At 50.9% G+C, this 20,894-nt stretch carries 14 protein-coding genes; 8 read left to right on the forward strand and 6 right to left on the reverse strand.

Features of this window, described 5'->3' with window-relative positions; all coding sequences use genetic code 11:
• On the forward strand, positions 1–1,598 hold a 1,598-nt coding region (locus tag ACN4EK_RS30055), incomplete at its 5' end, for a hypothetical protein (protein WP_431662122.1).
• 4 nt (positions 1,599–1,602) lie between these two features.
• On the opposite strand, the gene ACN4EK_RS30060 is transcribed toward ACN4EK_RS30055, so the two are convergent.
• From ACN4EK_RS30060 to ACN4EK_RS30070, 3 genes are all read right to left on the reverse strand, one after another.
• Positions 1,603–4,095, reverse strand: coding sequence for an adenylate/guanylate cyclase domain-containing protein (locus ACN4EK_RS30060; RefSeq protein WP_431662123.1), 2,493 nt, complete (start codon positions 4,093–4,095; stop codon positions 1,603–1,605).
• Between the two features lie 143 nt (positions 4,096–4,238).
• Positions 4,239–5,000, reverse strand: coding sequence for a TIGR03943 family putative permease subunit (locus ACN4EK_RS30065; protein ID WP_431662124.1), 762 nt, complete (start codon positions 4,998–5,000; stop codon positions 4,239–4,241).
• A 142-nt stretch (positions 5,001–5,142) separates the two neighbouring features.
• Positions 5,143–5,934 (reverse strand): tetratricopeptide repeat protein, encoded by a 792-nt coding sequence (locus ACN4EK_RS30070; protein ID WP_431662125.1) that lies wholly within the window; start codon positions 5,932–5,934, stop codon positions 5,143–5,145.
• A 38-nt stretch (positions 5,935–5,972) separates the two neighbouring features.
• Here ACN4EK_RS30070 and ACN4EK_RS30075 point away from each other — a divergent pair, with 38 nt between their 5' ends.
• On the forward strand, positions 5,973–6,125 hold the full coding sequence (locus ACN4EK_RS30075; RefSeq protein ID WP_431662126.1) for a hypothetical protein: 153 nt from the start codon (positions 5,973–5,975) through the stop codon (positions 6,123–6,125).
• Positions 6,126–6,402: 277 nt separating this feature from the next.
• A complete protein-coding gene (locus ACN4EK_RS30080) occupies positions 6,403–10,875 on the forward strand; it encodes a PAS domain S-box protein (RefSeq protein WP_431662127.1) in 4,473 nt (1,490 codons plus the stop codon).
• Here the strand turns inward: ACN4EK_RS30080 and ACN4EK_RS30085 are convergent.
• Positions 10,872–14,066: a HEAT repeat domain-containing protein gene (locus tag ACN4EK_RS30085; RefSeq protein WP_431662128.1), complete on the reverse strand. Its 3,195-nt coding sequence runs from the start codon at positions 14,064–14,066 to the stop codon at positions 10,872–10,874. The two genes, ACN4EK_RS30080 and ACN4EK_RS30085, sit on opposite strands and share 4 nt — an antisense overlap.
• A 125-nt stretch (positions 14,067–14,191) precedes the next feature.
• Positions 14,192–15,742 (reverse strand): YifB family Mg chelatase-like AAA ATPase, encoded by a 1,551-nt coding sequence (locus ACN4EK_RS30090; RefSeq protein WP_431662129.1) that lies wholly within the window; start codon positions 15,740–15,742, stop codon positions 14,192–14,194.
• Positions 15,743–16,169: 427 nt separating this feature from the next.
• Here ACN4EK_RS30090 and ACN4EK_RS30095 point away from each other — a divergent pair, with 427 nt between their 5' ends.
• From ACN4EK_RS30095 to ACN4EK_RS30115, 5 genes are all read left to right on the forward strand, one after another.
• On the forward strand, positions 16,170–16,487 hold the full coding sequence (locus ACN4EK_RS30095) for a slr1957 family protein (RefSeq protein ID WP_431662130.1): 318 nt from the start codon (positions 16,170–16,172) through the stop codon (positions 16,485–16,487).
• Between the two features lie 141 nt (positions 16,488–16,628).
• On the forward strand, positions 16,629–16,823 hold the full coding sequence (locus tag ACN4EK_RS30100) for a heavy-metal-associated domain-containing protein (RefSeq protein ID WP_431662131.1): 195 nt from the start codon (positions 16,629–16,631) through the stop codon (positions 16,821–16,823).
• 70 nt (positions 16,824–16,893) lie between these two features.
• The gene (locus ACN4EK_RS30105) at positions 16,894–17,412 is read left to right on the forward strand and encodes a CGLD27 family protein (protein ID WP_431662132.1); all 519 of its coding nucleotides are present in this window, start codon (positions 16,894–16,896) and stop codon (positions 17,410–17,412) included.
• An 81-nt stretch (positions 17,413–17,493) separates the two neighbouring features.
• Complete coding sequence (locus ACN4EK_RS30110; RefSeq protein ID WP_431662133.1) at positions 17,494–18,453, forward strand: asparaginase; 960 nt, start codon at positions 17,494–17,496, stop codon at positions 18,451–18,453.
• 187 nt (positions 18,454–18,640) lie between these two features.
• Positions 18,641–20,512 (forward strand): ABC transporter ATP-binding protein, encoded by a 1,872-nt coding sequence (locus ACN4EK_RS30115; RefSeq protein WP_431662134.1) that lies wholly within the window; start codon positions 18,641–18,643, stop codon positions 20,510–20,512.
• Position 20,513: 1 nt separating this feature from the next.
• On the opposite strand, the gene ACN4EK_RS30120 is transcribed toward ACN4EK_RS30115, so the two are convergent.
• Positions 20,514–20,813: a hypothetical protein gene (locus ACN4EK_RS30120; RefSeq protein ID WP_431662135.1), complete on the reverse strand. Its 300-nt coding sequence runs from the start codon at positions 20,811–20,813 to the stop codon at positions 20,514–20,516.
• Positions 20,814–20,894 lie beyond the last annotated feature (81 nt).

Here is a 20,894-nt window from a genome sequence, read left to right on the forward strand (position 1 = left end):
AGATGTGTATAAGAGACAGACTCCCCACTCCCCACTCCCCATTCCCTGCTATGCAAGTCGGCACCCTTCCCTGGTTACTCCTGCATGAACTGCGTCTCTGGTGGCGGGAACTCCGAGGCAAGTGGATCCTGTTAGGATTCCTAATCGTGATTGAGATTCTATTGCTATTCTCATTCATCGTCTCCTGGCTATTGTTATCACGGATCGGGCAACGATTTTCCCTCGATCCGGTTCCAGAACCAGTATTTTGGGGGGTAGTGGTGCTGTGGCTGTTTGCCTTTTTCTATGGGTTTACCGTGGCAATGGAGAACAGTATCACGTCGTTATTCGATCGCGGCGATCTGGATCTGCTGGTGTCCTCGCCGGTTTCCAGTCAAGTGATTTTTGCCAGTCGGTTACTGGGCGTGGCACTGAAGGTTTTTCTGGGGATCAGTTTATTTGTCGCTCCAATTAGTCTGCTATTCCTGGCGATCGGGGCGTATGAATTGCTAGGCGTTTATCCAGCCTTGGTAGGGTTAAGTTTAACCGTCGCCAGTTTGGCAATGTTGCTGACCATTTGGTTGGTGCGGTTATTGGGCGCTCGTCGTGCCCGTACCTTTGCCCAGATTCTGACAGCGATGTTGGCAGCTCTGGTGTTTTTAGGCTTTCAGTTGCCGAACTTACTTCAGGGCACTCCGGTTAATTCAGATACGGCGATCGGTGATTTACAAACCTGGTTGGGAGATCACAGGTGGTTCAATGCCCAAAGCTGGCTATGGTTTCCCGTCAAGGCAATTTTTTTTGAGCCTACCGCCGTTTTGCTGACGTTATTGCTGAGTGGGGGGTTAGCCTGGTTGACGGTTGTTGCCCTGCATCGCTCGTTTATTAGCGGCACTCAACAATCGGTCACGGTCAAACAGTCGCGATCGCGCCAGATTCGAGATAGTCGCTTTATCAGTGGCTTGAATCGGATTGTGCTGCTGAAGGAGTGGCGGATTATTGGACGCAATCCCTATTTGATTTCCCAAACCTTTCTCTCGATTCTGTTTCTGATTCCATTTTTAGTCATTGTGTTGCGGGGCAATCATCAGGCGATCGCGAATCTCAGTACAGTTGTTACCAGTGCAATTCCGCTGATTGGGGGCAATCTGACCTCGGCACTGACGCTGATCTGTGTCTCCGGGGAAGAGGCTCCTGACCTGTTAAAATCCTCCCCTACCCCAGGAACCAAATTACGACAATTAAAATTACTAGCCGCATTAATTCCAGTCTGGTTGCTCCTATCCCCCATTTTCTTGATTCTGATCGTGCGGGGCGAACCCTGGCTTCTGGCGCTGCTGGTCTTTTTGGGTGCAACGCTATCGGCTGCCACTTTGCGGTTATGGAACGCTCGTCCGATTTCTCTAGCTGGTTTACTGGCTCGCCAACGCCAAAATGCCTGGGGCGATGTCCTGTTGGGTTTGGTGGAAATGGTGGCGCTGTTTACCTGGATGTTTGTAGGATTCCAGGCGGGGCAGGGGAATGGCAGTTTAGCTCTGTCTGGGTTAGGTGCGCTCGCGATCATGCTGACGATCGCCTACTGGCGCAGCCGGGTGCTTGGGACTTCTCTGGGATTCTAAGCGCTTAAACCACTGGATCTCGCTGAGTATAGCGTTTGCGTTTGCCAGTGTTCGATTGCCGACTTGTACCAGACCAATGGGGTTGCCTGCCCGTGAGCCAATAGGTCATCATGTCGCCTTTGCCCTTGACGGAAATTTCGCCTCTGGCATCAAATTCATAGTTGTCCTTAAGGCGCTCATACACCGCATGGGTAACTTGAATCCGACCAGCTTCCCCGTGGGATTCCATCCGACTGGCAACATTGACGGTATCGCCCCACAGATCGTAAATAAATCGCCGGATGCCAATCACTCCAGCAACTACTGACCCGGTGTTAATGCCGATCCGGAGCAAAATTGGCTCATTATCATGGGTGCGAATTTCCGCGATCGCGTGCTGCATTTCCAACGCCATATCAGCGATCGCTTCCACATGATCCTTGCGAGGATGGGGTAAACCACTGACTACCATGTAGGCATCCCCGATCGTTTTAATTTTCTCTAATCCATACTCTTCGACTAAATGATCGAACACGGAAAAGATCTGATTCAATAATTCAACCAATTCAGTCGGAGAGATGTGACTGGATAGATCGGTAAAGTTAGCAATATCAGCAAACAACACGGAGGTTTCCGAAAAACTATCGGCAATTTTCTGTTGTCCTTTCTTCAGGCGTTCCGCGATCGGCTGCGGCAGAATATTCAACAGCAATTGTTCCGAGCGCTGGCGTTGGCGGCGTAGTTCTTCTTCAGCCAGCTTGCGATCGGTAATATCGCGGGCCGACCCCTCATAGTAGAGAATATTGCCTTGCTTATCTTTCACCGCCCGGACATTCTCCGCCACCCAGATCCGGCTGCCATCCTGGCAATACACCTCCGACTCAAAATCTGAGACTTCGTCAAATCGCTGTAAGTAAGCGGTTAACTCTGCCCGTCGGGTGGGTTGCACATAAATTTGTTGGGCGACATCCGTCACACTGGCGATAAGTTCCTCTGGCGAATCGTAGCGATATAAACGGGCTAACGCCGGATTGGCACTGAGATAACGACCTTCCGGAGAGGTTTGAAAAATTCCTTCTACGGCATTTTCTACAATGCTGCGATATTTTTCCTCGGCCTGACGTAACGCCGATTCCGATCGCTTCCGTTCCCGTACTTCTTCCAGCAATTGGCGATTGGTTTGGCGCACCTCTGTCATGCGTTCCTCTACCCGCGCTTCCAGGCTTGCCTTAGCATCCTCTAGTTCGGCAAAGGATTGATGTAACTGTCCTGCCATTTCTCGAAATGCCTGTGCCAGCCGACTGACTTCTAGCAAGCGACTGCTGGGGATACGTTGGTTCCATTTGCCCTGGGATAGGGCAGTGGCAGCTTGGCTCAATTGCAAAATCGGGCGAGTCACCCAATGCGAAGCCAGCAACCCCAGGAGAACCGCAACTCCTAGTGCCAGCAAACATAGCAGGATGGTGAGGCGATTGTTGTAATACACCTGTCGCATTACGTCGGCTTCGGGGATGACTACCACAATCAGCCAGTTCAGTCCTAATTGGTCGGTAAACGGTTTGACCTGGACATACAACCGCGACTGCTGATCCATGACTTGCAACACTTGGCTGGCTTGAATTTTCTGCAAATCACCAAAGGTTTGGATCAACTGCTGGGTGGTTGCCTGCACGACGGAATTAGAGCTATCGATCGCGGCAATCCGGTGGGCTGTCCCGTCTTTAATTTGAATGGGGGATTGTTGGGTAGAAGTAGCGACTAATAGCCCACTACGCTCCAACACAAACGTCATACCAGATTGACTGACTCGACTGTTACTGAGGTACTGCCCAATTTGAGACAGGATCAAATCAACGCTCAGCACCCCTTGCAGCGATCGATCCGTGTCATATACGGGATAACTGGCAGAGATCGACATAATCTCTGGTTTATCTTCCCAGAGATAAATTTCGCTCCACAGGGGCTTTTTTTGTTGAATTGGTTCGGTATACCAAACTTCTTCCTGGGGGTTCCAGTCTCGTGATTCTACAAAGGTGCTGCGATTACCCCGCTCATCGGTTTCATAGGAAGAAACTTGGTTCGTGCTGGGATCGGTGATTTCTACCCACTGTAACTGTCCCGTATCCGTCCGCTCGATGCCAATAAACTTACCATCCACACTACAGTACGAGATGTAGCTGACCGGAAACACCTGCATCTGCTTCCAAAAAAATTTGCCCGCGCGATCAAAATCAGCCAGATTGAGCAATTCCAGTTCCGTGGCTGCCAGATTCAGTTGATTAATCTGCACTGGGCTAGAGAGATAGCTCGTCAAATGTTGCTCAATCCGGGCACTGACTTCCTCCTGCAACTGACCTGCCAAAGCGTTTACCGTTCTCTGCCCATTCAAAAACGCTAGATAGCCGGTTAACCCCACAACCAGGAAAATCAACACTACAAACGGAACCACCAGGATGGTTCGTAACGAGATTTGCCTGGGCAACCGCAAGCTCCAACGGGGTAGTAGTCTCAGTGGCATCTCCTTCACGTAGCGAGAACCAGATTAGTCGCATCCTACTTCACAGCTATACTAATTTACTCTGCGACTCACTAAATACCAGTACGAAAAATCACTGAGGGCGTAAATATTCTTTGAGTTGAAATCAGAAGAGGCAATTTTACTTAGTAGTCATAGGGATTCTTCGGCTCAGGGATAGGTTTCAGGCTAGTAGCCGCGATCGCTAATTGTCGTTTGTCTGCCAGGGTTTCAGTCACCATCTCCCCTTCAACTTCAAACCAGGTATCTGGCTTGTAAGCATTCCGACTTTGAGTTAATTTCACCGGAAGGCTGACGGGATATACATCCGCCGCACAACAGGTGATCACAAAGCGCGAAATTAGCAAATACTGGTCTGGAAACTCAGGGGAATGAATTACAAAGCCCTGTACTCTGGCTTTCTGACCATTGTAGGCATCGGGTTCGGGATACAAACTTAAGGTTCTGACCCAATCAATAATCGACTTATCTTCGGACTTATTCGAGGCGCGAAATGCTTGCGGTTTCACCCGGGTCATGGTCATTGTGTCTGTCACCCCACGTTGAATCGCCGTTTGGCTGGCAAAGGCGCGGGGCGTAATCACCAACCCCACAATGGCAGTGGCTAACAGGAAGGTACTACTTAAACCGGGGGGAAATAGGGTTAGATGTTGGGCAGGAGCGATATTGGGCTGACGACGGCGCGATCGCTGCCAGAGGGTGACGGCTCGGAAGCCACTGATCAGCAATAACACAATCCCAGCGACAACCGTGAGTCCCATATAGTTGGGATGGATCAGCAGGTACAATCTACCCGTCAGCCAATAGTAGAGAAATAAGCAGCCCCAAGCCGCGATCGCCAATACATCTAACCAGGGAGAACGGAGAAAGCGAAAGGATTTTGCCATAGTGAGGAGTCGGACACGAAGAGGGATCTCGAGTCGGCACACTGGATGCCAGAACCGATGCCACCATACCATACCCCAAACTAGCGCATGGCGGCTGGGGGAGATCATCGGTCAACCGGAGGGCTGGTGTCTCCAGGAGTAGCTATTGGATTGGTTCCCAGCAGATGCCATTCTGCCAATCGCGACCGCTTTCCTGGCAAGCGGTCTGGTTCTGAATCCATAGTATGGCGGTGGTTTGCCACTGAGATTGCCCTAAGCGGTTGTGGTTGGGCTGGAAGATTTGGATTAATTGCAGCAGCATCAGGAGACTGATGAGCATTGCTGAGTAGGTCATCGTGGTTGCCCAGCCATTGGAATCGGATTGGTGGGTTGAGGCGAATTCTGACGATCGTCCTGGCGGGTGCGATCGCTGGGTGAATGGCAGAAATCGTTGCCAAATCCGTTGTAGGGAGTGTTGGATGGCCTCTGGCAACCTGGGGCGGCTTTGCAGTGTCAGCGCTTGCTCATAGCTGGCATAGGCAGCATCAGGCTGTCCCAAGTTTTGTAAAACTGTGCCTCGCAGGATCCAGGTTTCAGCATCATGCGGTTGCAGATGTAGGGCTTGATTGCAACTGTCTAGAGCGGCGGGATACTGGTTGAGATAAAACAGCATCCTGGCTTGCCATGCCCAGGCTTGACAGTGCTGAGGCTCAAATTCGAGGGCGGTATGAAAGCAACTAAATGCCTCCCGATAACAGCCCAAATGGGTTAAGGCTTGTCCGCGTCCGTACCAACTGTCGGCTTGGTCGGGGTCAAGGGCGATCGCGTAATTAAAACAGGTGAGAGCATCTTCGTAGTAACAATCCCGCAGCATTGAGTAGCCTTGACCATTCCAGAGCCGATAGAGATGCTGCCGATGGGCTAAGGATTGCGAGAACGAGGTTGATGCCGCCATGATTACCATTACCCTGATCCAAAGAACACTTACGGTTCTTGTATCTTCAGGGCTGGGATGAGGATTGGCATCCAGATATCTCGCAGTCATTGGCATTGGGCATTTCAGTGGATTTTCAGGGCAACGCAGGACTGGATCAGCAAATTGCCGTACTTGCGATCGTCGCCCAACTCAGTCAACCGTTGGGCTAGAGCCTTGATTTGAGCGAGTTGATAGTTCCTGCCGCGATCTAGCAGCGTGATGCCAACTATGTAACTGTTTGTAATAAACGAGTGGGGTAGTCGGGAAATTTACGGCTGGTGCTCCGTTGTTTCTCGGTAATTGACGGATTCCTCACACATAACTTTTAACGGTTCAGGAAAGGAATTAATTGCGCCGACACGGCAATTCTGCTTCCTGGAAATGGGCATATTAAGGGAAGCGTGATGGCAATTTACCTACCGTGAATTTATGCCTGCTAATGCCTCAATGCTAAAAGTTGCGGAGATGATGACGGCTGAGGTCATGTATGGCTCTTCAGAGACTTCCATGCAGGAAATGGCTCAGTTGATGGTGAATCATGCTGTCGATGCGATCGTGATTGTGGCGAAGCAGGTAGCTGAGAGCGAGACTGCGATCGCGACCGCCGTTGGCGACCTCCTGCCGATCGGGATTGTGACGGCACAGGATTTGGTGCGGGGGCAGGTGTTGGGCTGGGATTGGCAACAGACTCCTGCCCGAGTATTGATGCAAACCCTGGTTGGGTCGGTGCATCCGGATGATGCGGTCTGGATGGTGCAGGCATTGATGCAACAGTCTCAGGGGAGTCAGGTGGTCGTGACAGGCGATCGGGGGGAATTACTGGGGATTGTCACCCAGGCGGCGTTGCTGCAAGCATTGTCCTCAGGTCAGTCAGGAGAGACGTTAGCCGAGCCTTTAGAGGCGGGTGGTCAGAAGTCGGCAGTGTTCTCCGAGCAGGTAGCTGATTGTGCCCAACGGATGCATTTGGAGTTAGCGGAACGGCACCGAGCAGAGTTGGCTCTCCAACAAAGTGAAGCCACTAATCGGGCGATTATCCAGGCTATCCCTGATCTCCTAATTCGGATGGATCGACAGGGAACCTATCAAAGTATGTTAAGTGGTAGCTCGGTGCAGGTTGTGCTGCCGCCGGAGCCGACGAGCCGCCCCTCTGTTCATGATGTGTTACCGGAGGACTTAGCGGCTGAACGACTGTATTACGCTGAACAAGCGTTAGTCACTGGTACGCTTCAAACCTATGAGCAGCAGATCGAGATCGATGGTCAGTGGTGTTATGAAGAGGTACGAATCAGTCCACTGACGCAAACCGATGTTTTGGTGATTATTCGCGATATTACCGATCGCAAGCGGAGTGAAGCCGAACGCCAACAGGTGGAAATTGCCTTAAAGCAGAGTGAAGCCAAACATCGCGCCTTAATTAGTGCCCTGCCAGATTTAATTATGCGGATGTCGGGGGAGGGGATTTATCTAGACTTTTTCTCCACTAATACGTTTAAAGTATTCGGCAGCGGTGAAATTGTCGGTAAAACAATTTTCGAGCAGGGGCTACCTTTTGATCTGGCGCAACGCCGGATGGGGTATATCCAGCAAGCTTTGCAAACCGGCGATCTGCAACTCTATGACCAGGAGATTGAGATCGACGATGAGGTGCGGACGGAAGAAGTGCGAATCGTGGTTTGTAGTGATAATGAAGTGTTGGTAATTGTGCGCGATATCACCGATCGCAAGCGGAGTGAAGCCGAACGCCAACAGGCGGAAGCCGCTCTACAACAACTTAACCAGGAGTTAGAAAGCCGCGTTACCCAACGGACGATCGAACTTCAGCAAAGTGAAGAACGGTTCCGGCATATTTTTGAACAAAGTCCGATCGGGATTGCCTTATCCGATTTGGAGGGACGGCTGACGCGGGTAAATTCCAGCCTGACCCAGATTATTGGGTATCCAGAATCTGAGTTACTTCAGTGTTTTGTGCAAGACTTTTTTGCCGTCTCTCGGCAACAGCGACGGGTTGAGCAAATTGAGCAATTATTAGAGCAAACCTTGCCTGTTCTGTCATTTGAGGAACAACTTGTTTCCCAACGTGGAGAACGAATTTGGGTAAACTTTACCAGTGCCTTAATTCTCGATAATTTTGCCCGACCGGCGGCAATGATCCACTTGATTGAAGATGTTAGCGATCGTAAGCAAGCGGATGAAGAGTTAAGTCGAACATTACAGGAATTATCGAGTTTCAAATATGCGTTAGATCAAGCTGCGATCGTGGCGATTACCGATGCTCAAGGCGTAATTACCTGTGTCAACGATCGATTTTGTGAGATTTCTAAATATTCTTCTGAAGAACTCATTGGTGAAACCCATCAGTTAGTTAATGCCGGGTATCATTCAAAGGAATTTTTTGCTGAAATCTGGCAGACGATTAGTAGCGGCAAAACCTGGCGAGGAGAGATTCAGAATCGGGCGAAAGATCGCACTTATTATTGGGTGGATACAACGATCGTGCCGTTTTTGGATCAGACAGGTAAACCCTGGCAATATTTAGCCATTCGCACAGATATTACCGCCCGTAAATGGGCAGAGCTAAAAGCGCAATTACTTAAAGAACGCTTACAGTTTTTACTCGCTTCCAGCCCAGCCATCATTTTTACCTGTGAAACATCGCGCGATTATGGCACAACTTTTATCAGCGAGAATGTGCAGAATTTATTGGGATATGAGCCGCTGGATTTTTTGAAAGATTCCAGTTTTTGGCTCGATCATGTTCATCCTGACGATTTACCTCATTTATTGGCTGATTTACCTAATCTGTTTAAGCAAAAACATGCCATTCATGAATATCGATTTTTACATCGCAATGGCAATTACCATTGGGTACGGGATGAAATGCGACTGATTTGTGATCCCCAGGGTCATCCTGTAGAGCTTGTTGGATATTTGGCTGATATCAGCGATCGTAAACAGATGGAACTGGAGGTCGAGTCACTCAACAAAGCCATGCAGAATGCCATGGAAGGTATTGCCTATCTCGATCCGCATGGGTGTTATGTATCTGTCAACTCTGCCTATGCCCAGATTTGTGGCTATCAGCCCACCGAAATGTTGGGCATGAATTGGCAAAAAACAGTGTATCCCGATGATATTCCGGCGATGGTGGTAGCTTATCAAACGATGTTGGCAACGGGTAGAGTCGAAACAGAAACACGAGGACTGCGGAAAGATGGCTCGGTATTTTATAAACAGGTGACGATGGTTTTATCGTTGGCTGCGAATGGACAGTTGGATGGACATTATTGCTTTTTAAAAGACATTACCGATCGCAAAGCGGTGGAAGAAACCCTGAAACAACAATTGGCAGCGATCGAAGCCGCAATTGATGGCATTGCGATCTTAACGGGAGATACCTATACCTATTTGAATCAGGCGCATTTGGCTCTATTTGGCTATCAACATCCAGAGGAGTTGATTGGTCAAAGTTGGCAAGTATTATATGCGGCGGCTGAATTAGATCGATTCCAACGAGAAGTGTTTCCGATCCTGTGGGAACAGCGTCATTGGCAGGGAGAAGCGATCGCAGTCCGCCAAGATGGCACAACATTTACCGAAGGCTTATCATTAACCCTGACGGAAAGTGGTGAATTAATTTGTGTATGTCGGGATATTACAGCACAAAAGCAAGTTGAAGAACAGATTCGCCAAACCAACGAACAATTAATCCTATCCAATGCGGAATTGGCACGCGCTACTCGCCTCAAAGATGAATTTCTTGCCAATATGAGCCATGAATTACGGACTCCTCTCAATGCCATTTTAGGGATGGCAGAGGGGGTACAGGATGAGATTTTTGGCACACTCAACGATCGGCAAAAACGTGCCATTAAAACGATCGAAAGTAGTGGTCAACATCTTTTAGAATTAATCAACGATATCCTCGATTTAGCCAAAGTTGAGTCGGGTACGTTGGAATTACAACTCACTCCGATCGCGGTTGATTATCTTTGTCAGTCAAGTTTGGCATTTGTGCGGCAACAGGCGGCTCAGAAACAGATTCAACTCAGTGCCGAAATTCCTACCGGACTGCCCAAAATTCTGGTGGATGAACGGCGGATGCGTCAGGTGCTCATTAACCTCCTGAACAATGCGGTTAAATTTACCCCCGGTGGTGGCAGTGCCAAATTGATTGTGCAGACAGAGTTTCAGCCGGAACAAACGTTTTTACTGTTGTCGATCGCCGATACTGGCATTGGCATTGCTCCAGAACATCTCGATCGGCTGTTTCAGTCTTTTGTCCAGATTGATAGCAGTCTGAATCGGCAATACAACGGCACCGGATTGGGATTATCCTTGGTACGTCGCCTGACGGAACTCCATCACGGTAGCGTCACCGTCACCAGCCAGGTGGGCGAAGGCAGTTGTTTTACGGTGCGGCTACCCTATCACTATGAGTCGCAACCTGTACCCCTGCCAGCGACCTTAACGACCCAGTCAAATCAGGCGACCCAGCCAGATCCCCGTCCGGTAGACTTAAGCCCTGCCACCGCTTCCCCATCTGCCCAACGAATTTTATTGGTTGAGGATAATCCCGCCAATGTGGCAACGATGTCCAGCTATCTCAGTAGTCGGGGCTACCACCTGCTGTTTGCGAGTAATGGCGAAGAAGCATTCACAGTGGCTCAAGCGACCTGCCCAGATCTAATCCTGATGGATATTCAAATGCCGAAAATGGATGGGTTGGCAGCGATTCGTCAGATTCGGGCAGAACCAATGTTAGCCAAAATTCCCATCATTGCCTTGACCGCATTAGCCATGTCGGGCGATCGTGAACGATGTATCGCGGCGGGAGCCAATGACTATCTCTCGAAGCCGGTGCCGTTGAAACAACTGGTGGCCAGCATCCGGTATTTGATTGGCTTGAATGCCAAAGTCTAATCCTCTAACTGTCGATTCGCTTCCCGCACCCGTAGACTCAACACGCGACACATTTGCAGGGGCACTTCTGGACGTTGGGTAATCAGGTTATAAAAGTCACTTTTGTTCAGTGCCAGCAGAGTGCAATCTGTGACCGCAATTGCCGTCGTCGATCGCGGCAGTTGATCAAAAAATTCCATATCGCCAAAGAACTCTCCGGGTTGTAGACGGGCGAGTTGGCGTTGGGCTGCACTCAGGAGGCGATAATCTCGCTGTGAGACATTGGCATGGTGTGGTTTCACTTGTTTAAGAATCTGCACTTCGCCCCGGTAAATCAGATAAAAGTCTTCGCCATAGCTGCCCTCCTTAAAAATCACCTCGCCTTTGAGAAAGTCCTGTTCTTTCAACGTGCGATCGATTTGTAGGAGATCATCGAGGGGTAGGTTTTGCAGAATAGAAATCTGCTTAAGGAAAAACAGACGACTCAAGAGCAGTTCCTCCGGATTGGACTGAAAGGGGGAAAATTGAGCGGCGGTTTGGGCAACGGTTTTGACCAAAAAATCATCGTCCGTCATCGCTTTAACGGGAATGGGATAATGCTCCGCTGCCAACGTCATGACTGCCCCAATCCGGATCCAGCGATCGTCGCATTCCAAAATTTCGAGTAACAGCGTCGCTTGGCTGGGCGTTAGGGTTCCCTCGGTGGGGCGATGGCTGGATAATTCAGGTTGCCACGGCTCTCTAGCAATCAACTCTAATAATGGCAGGATAGGTTGGACAAACCGACGCTGTTCTAGGGATGCCAGGGTTTCCACCGCATGCAATCGCTGTCGGCGATCGACGGAATATAAACGCTGGTGCATTCCCTGTAACAGTTGGGCATGTCCCAATGCAGAGAGGACGCTTAAAACTCGGCGGAGCAGGCGATCGTGGACATCCTGGAGTGCCATCACCAGGGGTTGCCAATAGAGATCGGTCGTGGGAATTTGCTCCTGCCAGCGTAGGGTGCGGGTTAAGCGGCGGTAGTCCGGCTGTAAGTGCTGCAATAACAGATCCTCTGCCCGACGGGTCTGAATCTGTCCGATCGCCGCGATCGCCGCTTCCACCACGTCCGGTCGGGAGTCCCCTAAGTAACCCTGCACCAGTGCTAATGCTACTTCTCCATAGCTAGCGATCGCGGTAATTGCCGACTGGCGGACGATCGCACTGGGGTCTTCCAACCTACTCACCAGTAGCACCAGGGCATCTTCCGCTTGCAGCACCCGCAGTAAATTGATCGCCGCCGCCCGTACCTGGGGATCGTCGTGTTCTAACTCATGGGTGGCAAGTACCTCCAGCGTCCGATCTTCGGGAGTGGCTAAGGTGGCTAAGGTTTCCAATCCCGCTTGCTTGACGACAGCACTGGCTCCGACCAACACTTCTTTCAGTAACGGAATTAACTGGCGATCGCCGATTCTGCGAATGCCTCGGATCATCGTTTGGCGAGCCCTTCGACCCACTGCCTCAGAGCCAGTCCGAAAGGTTTGCCACGCTTGCTCATAAGCCACCTGGACGGAGGCATCCATCGGGCTATGTTGCCACGCGGCGACACAGGCCAATGCCTGCACACCAGGACTGGGATCTTCCAGGAAGAAACAGAGTTGAATATTGGAGAGCGATCGCTGCATGGCGATCAAGGTTTCTAACACGGTTTCTCGTACTGCTGCACTGTCTGATACCAGTTGCACTTGTAAATAGCGATAAAAATCGGGATGGTTGCCAGTTGCCAAAAACCGCACGACTGCCTCTTGCACCTCGGCATTGGCTTGCAACAACAGGGTCTGAATCTCTGCCAAAAATTGGCTGGGATTCTTTAAGCGGGCTGCCAGTTCTAAGCCCAGGATTTGGGCACTGGGGTCATTACTGGTTAACAGTTCACTGACTTCTATGGTGTAAGAGTCAGGCAGTTGGACTAAATTATCCCGAATGTCATCCAAATCCAGCGATCCCGATCGTAATCGTTCTAACATCGATCGCAGGTAACTTTTGCTCGTTAGATACCCAACCACTAAAAAGGCGCTACTCAGCAATACGCCACTCACTGCCATTTCAAAGGGGCTAAAGAAGGCTTGCTGTGCCAGTAACAAACCGCCGGTTAGAGCCTGACAGGTGGGATATAGGAGTCCATCAATAATCACCCGCACTCGTCCGGCAAACCGATGGGGAATAGCGGTGTAGTTCAGGTTTTGGACGGGTTGGGCAATGCTGCTATAGATTGTTTCGTAGTTGAGATTGACGATGATCGCCGTTGGTAAGCGGAAGTTTAAGGTGAGTCCTAAAAAACTGATCAGGGTCGTTAATGGATACACCAGATTCATCCGACTCACGCCCCACTCCCGAATTAACGGTCGGGTAACAAAGTAGGTAACGCCCAATTCCAGGGCACCAAACACGGCACTGAGTAAGCCGAGGAATCCAGTTAAGTTTTCCTGTTCAACAAATTCCTGGGAGTAGATGGTAAAAAACTGAAGTTCGCTCATGCCCCAAAGCTGCACTGATAGGGCGGTACTGGTAGCGAGCAGCAGAATAATGGGATAGCGGGAGAGTAATTTAGGAAAAGTTCTCAAACTACTCAGCCATTGGGCATCGGCTTCCTTGGCATGATGGGTGGCGATCGCGGTATCCGATCGGTGAATGCTCCATACGACGGCAATCATGACGCTATATAGCATCGGTAGTCCTAAGAGCAAATCCCGGGTGGGGACTTGTTCTGTCAGCAGCCGTACCAGCACTCCTCCCACCAAGCCACCGGAGGTCATGCCCATTGCCAGAAAAGGGGTGTGGCGTTCTAATTCCAGCGTCGTGAAATAGTCAGAAACTAACGTCCAGAACAGTACACTGATCTGTAAATCGATCAAACTGGTGCTGACGTAAATGCTGTAGTAGGTGGGCAGGTTTTCCAGGTTGATCAGGCTATAGAGCAGACCCATCCAAACCAACGCACCTAGCAGGAAATACTGGAATAATTGGGTACGTTCGATGCGATCGATAATTTTGGAAAAGCCGATCGAGATCGGAATCGATAACAGTCCCAGGACAAGATAAAACACGGGGATTGACTCAGCCCCCTCCTGGCTCATAAACAATGACGCTGCCACCGCATAACCCAGGACATTCGCTGCCATAACCAGGGCTGCCAGGAAGAAAAACCGCGCCAGTGTAAATTTAGGCATGTTGTGCTACATCCGGCATGAAATCGTAGAGAGATGCTGGCAGCCCGAGTGAAGTGGTCAGAATGCCTGAGCCTGCCAAACTCAGTCATGCTCAGAACTCTAAAGATACCCCTGATGCTCTGGTTTTACTGCATTCTGTCGATCGTCCGATACTGAATAGCCTCAGCAACATATTGCGGCTTGAGGTCTTCATCCCCTGCCAGATCGGCAATGGTGCGAGCCACCTTGAGGATGCGATCGCTGGCTCGGACAGAAAGCCCCAATTTACGAATAGCGGCTTCTAGCAAGGTACGTGCCGCATCGTCCAACTGACACCATTGCCGCAGGTGACGGCTTTGCATCTCGGCATTACACCGCAAGGTGGTGTCCTGAAAGCGAGTCCGAGCCCGATCGCGGGCAATTTGTACCCGTTCCCGGACTGGCTCAGAGGCTTCCCCCATCGGTTGCTGAGTAATTTCCTCGGGTTTCAGTCGATTCACACCGACTTGCAAATCAATTCGATCCATCAGCGGCCCAGAGAGCCTTGCCCAATACTGCTCCCGCGATCGAGGTGTGCAGGTACAGGGCTGGATGGTGTCGCCGTAATATCCACAGGGGCAGGGATTGGTGCTGGCAATCAAGGTAAACTGAGCCGGAAACGATACCGACTGGCGGGTTCTGGAAATACTGACATGCCCATCTTCCAACGGTTGCCGTAGAAATTCCAACACATCCCGTTTAAATTCCGTTAGTTCGTCTAAAAACAGGATGCCGCGATGGGCTAAAGAAATTTCACCCGGACGCGGAAAACTGCCACCTCCGACTAAAGAGGGACCGGAGGCAGAGTGATGAGGGCTCCGAAAGGGGCGGGTGGTTACCAGTGAGCCTTTATTTTTGAGTAATCCGGCAACGGAGTGAATTTGTGTCACCTCCAAAGCTTCCTCAAATGATAATGGTGGTAATATTCCTGGTAATCGTCGTGCCAACATGGTTTTCCCACTACCCGGTGGGCCGACAAATATTAGGTTATGACCTCCCGCTGCTGCAATCTCCAAGGCTCGTCGCGCATGGGCCTGTCCTTTCACATCCCGCAGATCGGCTCCCGTGAACTGGGTTTGGGACAGCACTTCCCGTCCGTCGATTTGAGCGGCAATGTATTGCTCCGGGGCACAGAGAAAATTGCCAACATCCGATAAATGCTTGAACCCAAATACCTTCAGCCCTTTCACCACTGCCGCTTCCTGGGCATTATCTGCTGGAACGACTAATCCGGTAATCCCTAACCGTTTGGCGGCAGCCGCGATCGCCAGCACCCCAGCGACCGGACGTAAACTACCATCCAGGGACACTTCTCCTAAGAATAAATACTCGTCTAATAGATCGGCACTCACCTGCTCCGATGCCGCCAGGATGCCTACACTGATCGGTAAATCAAAGCTCGGTCCCTCCTTGCGGAGATCGGCAGGAGCCAGATTCACCACAATTTTTCGCATCGGAAACGCATAGCCCGCATTCTTTAGCGCCGCTTTGACGCGCTCTTTCGATTCCTGCACTTCCTGAGACGGTAGACCCACAACCACAATGCCCGGTAAGCCTCCGGCAATGTCTACTTCTACCCCAACTTTGATCGCATCAATGCCAACCAGTGATGCACTCCAAACTCTTGCCAGCATGGTTCCCAAACGATCGTGGTTCACTGCACTTTTGGCAACACTGCAAATAGTCTGTCAAAAGTCTGTTGTTAACATGCCCAGATTCCTGACTCAGGGAACATGAGATTCTGCCGATATCTGCCAGAATGAACTTATGTAGGGCATTTCAGCGAACTAGCATCAGTAACAAGATGGCTAATTTGTAACAAATTCTTGACACTCCTTGCAGGGCATCATTGCAAAGTTTTGCAGAACCCGGCGATCGCGTAAACTTTATTGTCCTTCCCGGTCAAAGATAGAGTTGCTCTGATACCTTCAAGAAACACAAGAATTTTCAATTCTGAATCAGGTCTGCTTCAGCGAGTGCTGATCGAGAGCAGGATTTTTGCTTTGTTGTCAAAGGCTTAGTGTCTGACGGCATTTAGTTCATTCACCCTACTGGAATTAGCGCATTTCTACTCGTAGCTCAGACATGAATCACTACTCGACTCAATGGATTGAAGATTGGTGTACTGCCAATGGCTGGACCGATTGGTTCTTGGAACGCTCTCGCTACTGGGCGTTTCCTCCTAACGCAGTTATGCCAGTGCCGATCCCCACCCAGGTATTGCGAGCAATTAAGGCAGAAAAAGGTCTGTGTTACGAAGAGCGCGTTTGGTGCTGGGCATCCGTTTTCAGTGCTGTGTTGGCAGTCATATTGATGTATGTTCTGTCCTCGCCAATGCCGCTGATTGCTGCCTTTGCCTTTTGTGCGGTTACCGTTGCCCGGATGGAGGACGACGACGCTTAGGTTTTTTCTCGTGCCACTCTGGCTCAGGGCATGACAATCCAGTGCTTGATGTAACTTGGCTCCTCGACGGCGATCGCTGATGAGGGGCTTTTTATTGGCAAACTCGCTATAGTGTTCCGAGAAAGCGTTCAGGTGTGAATGATGGCATTAGAATTTAAAGTTCCCAGTATGGCATGTTCTGCCTGTGCAGAGAAGATTACGCAGGCAGTGATGGCAGTTGATCCCAATGCCACGGTTGAGGCAGACCCCAAAACGAAGTGGGTCAAAGTGGAGACGGCTCAACCGGAAGGAACAGTGAAAACCGCGATCGCCAATGCTGGTTATCCAATTCCATAGGTCGGTAGGCGGCAGCATTCTCGGCGTTCGTTGTCTATACTGACAAATAAGTCTATTGGAGTGTGTCCGCTTGTTACCCGATGACACCCTGAGGAAACCGTCGCCGTCTGTGTGTCCGGTGCCCTTAGAGCAGCAACCCTTGAATGAATACCGGGATTTACAAGAATCCTGGTTTTTCCGCTGGGCAACGTTACCCCCCATTCCCTATGTGAAAGCGATCGTCTGGGTTTGGGTATGGAGTTGGGCGATCGCAGGACCCGTAGCGGCGACCAGTTTTGCTCCAGCCAAACATCCGGCTCAGTTCGTGCTGCTGGGAGGGGCAGGAGCAACTTTATTTGTGATCCTGGCTCTGGTACGGCTGTATTTAGGCTGGTTTTATATTCATTCGCGGCTCTCGAATGCTACGGTGTTTTACGAAGAATCGGGCTGGTATGACGGGCAAGCCTGGTCTAAACCGCTGGAAGTGTTGACCCAGGATCGGCTGATTACCACCTATCAAGTGCAACCGATTTTGAAACGATTACACAAAACGTTTGGCATTCTCGCCCTGCTGATCCTGAGTGGGATTGTCCTGTGGCAGTTTGTATAATGTTCTGGAAATCAAAACCTTTTTACTAAAACTGGTTACTTTGGTGTGCTGTCGTTCCCGTCTGATGCTAGAGTCTTACCCATGACATCATCACGAGGAAGACGGACAAATTCCGCAGAACTGGAAGTCAGGCTGCTGCGAGAAGGCATTATCGAATCCAAGCACGAGGTGCAAGCGGTTGTTTGTGATAACCGAGGCAGGACGTTGCTGGTGGCGGGCAGTGCCGAGACTGCCACTTTTGTGCGATCGGCGCTCAAGCCGTTTCAGGCGTTAGCTGTAACGACGACTGGAACGTTAGAGCGCTATGGATTGACCGATCGTGACCTGGCAATCATTTGTAGCTCCCACAAGGGCGAGATTGAACAGGTACGACAGGTATTTAATATTTTATGGCGGGCTGATATTGATCCCACGGCACTGCAATGTCCAACTCCAGTTGGCAAACGCAGTCCCCTGGAATATAACTGCTCGGGTAAACATGCGGGGATGTTGGCGGTATGCCAGCAGCGCAATTGGCCGCTATCAGGGTATCTCCAACGCAACCACCCAGTGCAGGAACTAATTTTGCAAAAAGTGGCGGAACTGCTGCGAATGCCGGGAGTGGAGTTTATCAGTGCCCGTGACGATTGCGGCGCTCCTACCTATTTCCTGCAACTGGGGCAAATGGCAGTGCTGTATGCTCACCTGGCTTCGGGGAATAGCCTCGATCTAGAGCGAATTGCCCGATCTATGATCCATCACCCTAATCTGGTGGCGGCTGAAGGTGAATTTGACACCGAGCTGATGCGGCTGACGGAAGGGGAATTGGTCAGTAAAGCTGGAGCTGAGGGGATTCAGTGTATTGGGCGGCTGGGTGAAGGATTGGGACTGGCGATCAAAGTCATGGATGGAGCGAAACGCGCGAAACATGCGGTTGCCATTCATATCCTGAAACAAATGGGCTGGATCAGTCCATCGGTGTCGGAAACGCTGGTCGAATCCTTTGCCAATATTAGCGAGGTTGCCCGTCTGGAAGTTGCTGGAGAGTTGGCAATGCTCTAAGCCGATCGCGGTCGATCCTCTAATCATGGTGGTTGGGGGAATGCCCGATCGGGCTACTGTTAAAGCCCCTGAATGTCTGAATTTAGGGGGCTTCAGAGTTTAATTGGTTAGCAAAGACTGTGTTGCTGACGACGATCGCAGGAGTGCAGACTGTTAAGATCCAAGAAATGTTTTCTTCCTAACCCCCATGAGCGAGACGGTTCTGCAAGTTAGTCACCTGGAAGTGCAATTTCAAACGGATAGCCAGCTTGTCCAGGCGGTGAATGGTGTGTCGTTTGAAGTGAAACGTGGACAAACGATCGGGATTGTCGGTGAATCGGGGTCAGGTAAATCAGTCACCGCCTTAGCCGTCATGGGCTTAGTGCCTGCCCCAGGCAGAATCACCCATGGGCAGGTGTTATTCCGGGAACCGGATGCGCCAGGGGAAGCGATTGATCTGCTGAAGCTGCCCAGTCGCCAGTTGGAGAACTATCGGGGTGGCAGAATCTCGATGATCTTCCAGGAACCGATGAGTTCCCTGAACCCGGTCTATACGATCGGGTTTCAGTTGGTAGAAGCAATCTGTCTGCACAAACGCATTTCTAAAGCAGGGGCACAGCAAGAAGCGATCGCGCGGTTACAGGAGGTGAAATTATTACCGAGTGACGAGGAACTGAAACAGCTTTACCCGAATGATCTGCGGCAGGTCGAGCGGCATAAATACAATTTTTTAGAGCGTTATCCGCATGAACTGTCGGGTGGGCAAATGCAACGGGTGATGATTGCCATGGCGATCGCCTGTGATCCAGCATTACTGATTGCTGATGAACCGACAACGGCTTTAGATGTCACCGTCCAGGCAACGATTCTGGATTTGCTGCGGGATCTACGCGATCGGCGGGGCATGTCGATTATGTTCATTACCCATGACCTGGGCATCATCGCGGAAATTGCCGATGCGGTTGTGGTGATGTACCAGGGGGAAATTGTCGAAGCGGGGTCGGTGTGGGATGTGTTCTCCAATCCCCAGCATCCCTATACCAAAGGGTTGCTGACCTGTCGCCCTCAGTTGGAACGGCGGTTGCGGCGCTTGCCCACCGTGGCGGACTTTATGCAGGTGGAACCGGGAGCTGATGGCAGACCGATCATCCAGGCAAAGCAGACGGACATGCAACAGGCGCTCCAGGGTGCAGAAATTGTCAGTCCGGCGGAACAGCTCCAACGGCTTGCTGAACTTCAGGAGAAGACCCCGTTAGTCTCTGTGAATCATTTGCGGGTGGGGTTCCCGATTCGGGGCGTATTTGGGCAGACCAAACGCTACTTCATGGCGGTGAATGATGTCAGCTTTGAGGTTTATCCTGGTGAGACTTTGGGACTGGTGGGGGAGTCGGGCTGTGGTAAATCGACCCTGGCTCGGACGTTGCTGCAATTAATCAAGCCGCTGGATGGGCAGGTGATGTTTGAAGGGCAGGATCTGACCACCCTGTCCCCCGATCGGCTGCGTCGGCTGCGTCAGGACATGCAAATTATCTTCCAGAATCCCTTTAGCTCTCTGGATGCCCGGATGACGATCGGGGAAGCGGTGATGGAACCGATGCTGATCCACAAAAAACCAATTACCCGCAAATTACAACGGGAGGAAGCGGCTTATTTACTGGAACGGGTTGGGCTAAATGCCGCCGCGATGAATCGCTATCCCCATGAGTTTTCGGGCGGACAACGGCAACGGATTTGTATTGCCAGAGCGCTAGCGTTAAAGCCGAAGTTTATTATCTGTGATGAGTCTGTCTCGGCGCTGGATGTGTCGGTGCAGGCACAGGTATTGAACTTGCTGAAAGAGTTACAGCAAGAGTTTGCGCTGACTTACATCTTCATTTCCCATGATCTGAGTGTGGTCAAATTCATGAGCGATCGCATTGTGGTGATGAACAAAGGTCAGATCGAGGAAATTGCCCCGGCGGAACAGCTTTACCGAGAACCGCAACGGGATTACACGCGTCACCTGATTGCGGCAATCCCAGTCGGCAGTTTGGCACGCATTCAGGAACGCCAAGCCCAACGAGGGATTTCAGTCGGCTAGTTTATTCATCAAACGGATTAAAGAAGGGACGCAGGGGTGGTGGGGGTGGTAACTCCCGTTCCTGTTGCGCCAGTTCGGAGGGCGGACGCTGATTACTCCATGCCCACCAGGCTTTGCCACATTCACATAAATAAAATTCCTGCCATTTTTTCCGGTGATCTTCGGTAAAGACGGGCGATCGGCGATTTACCCAGACCCGTTGAGCCGCCTGACTGGACGATCGACAACTGGGGCAGCAAAACTCTTGAGCATGAATGGCTGGTTCAGTCCAGTCGGGTGGAGTGGGAGCAAACGCTTCCATAGGCTGAGATATTGCAGTGGTTTTCCCTATTATCGCTGTTTTGTGGGGGGATGGGGCAGAGGCTGTCTCTTATACACATCT

Origin of the sequence: Pantanalinema rosaneae CENA516 (genome assembly GCF_050753385.1) — a bacterium.
In the GTDB taxonomy this organism is placed as follows: Bacteria; Cyanobacteriota; Cyanobacteriia; order Leptolyngbyales; family Leptolyngbyaceae; genus Pantanalinema; species Pantanalinema rosaneae.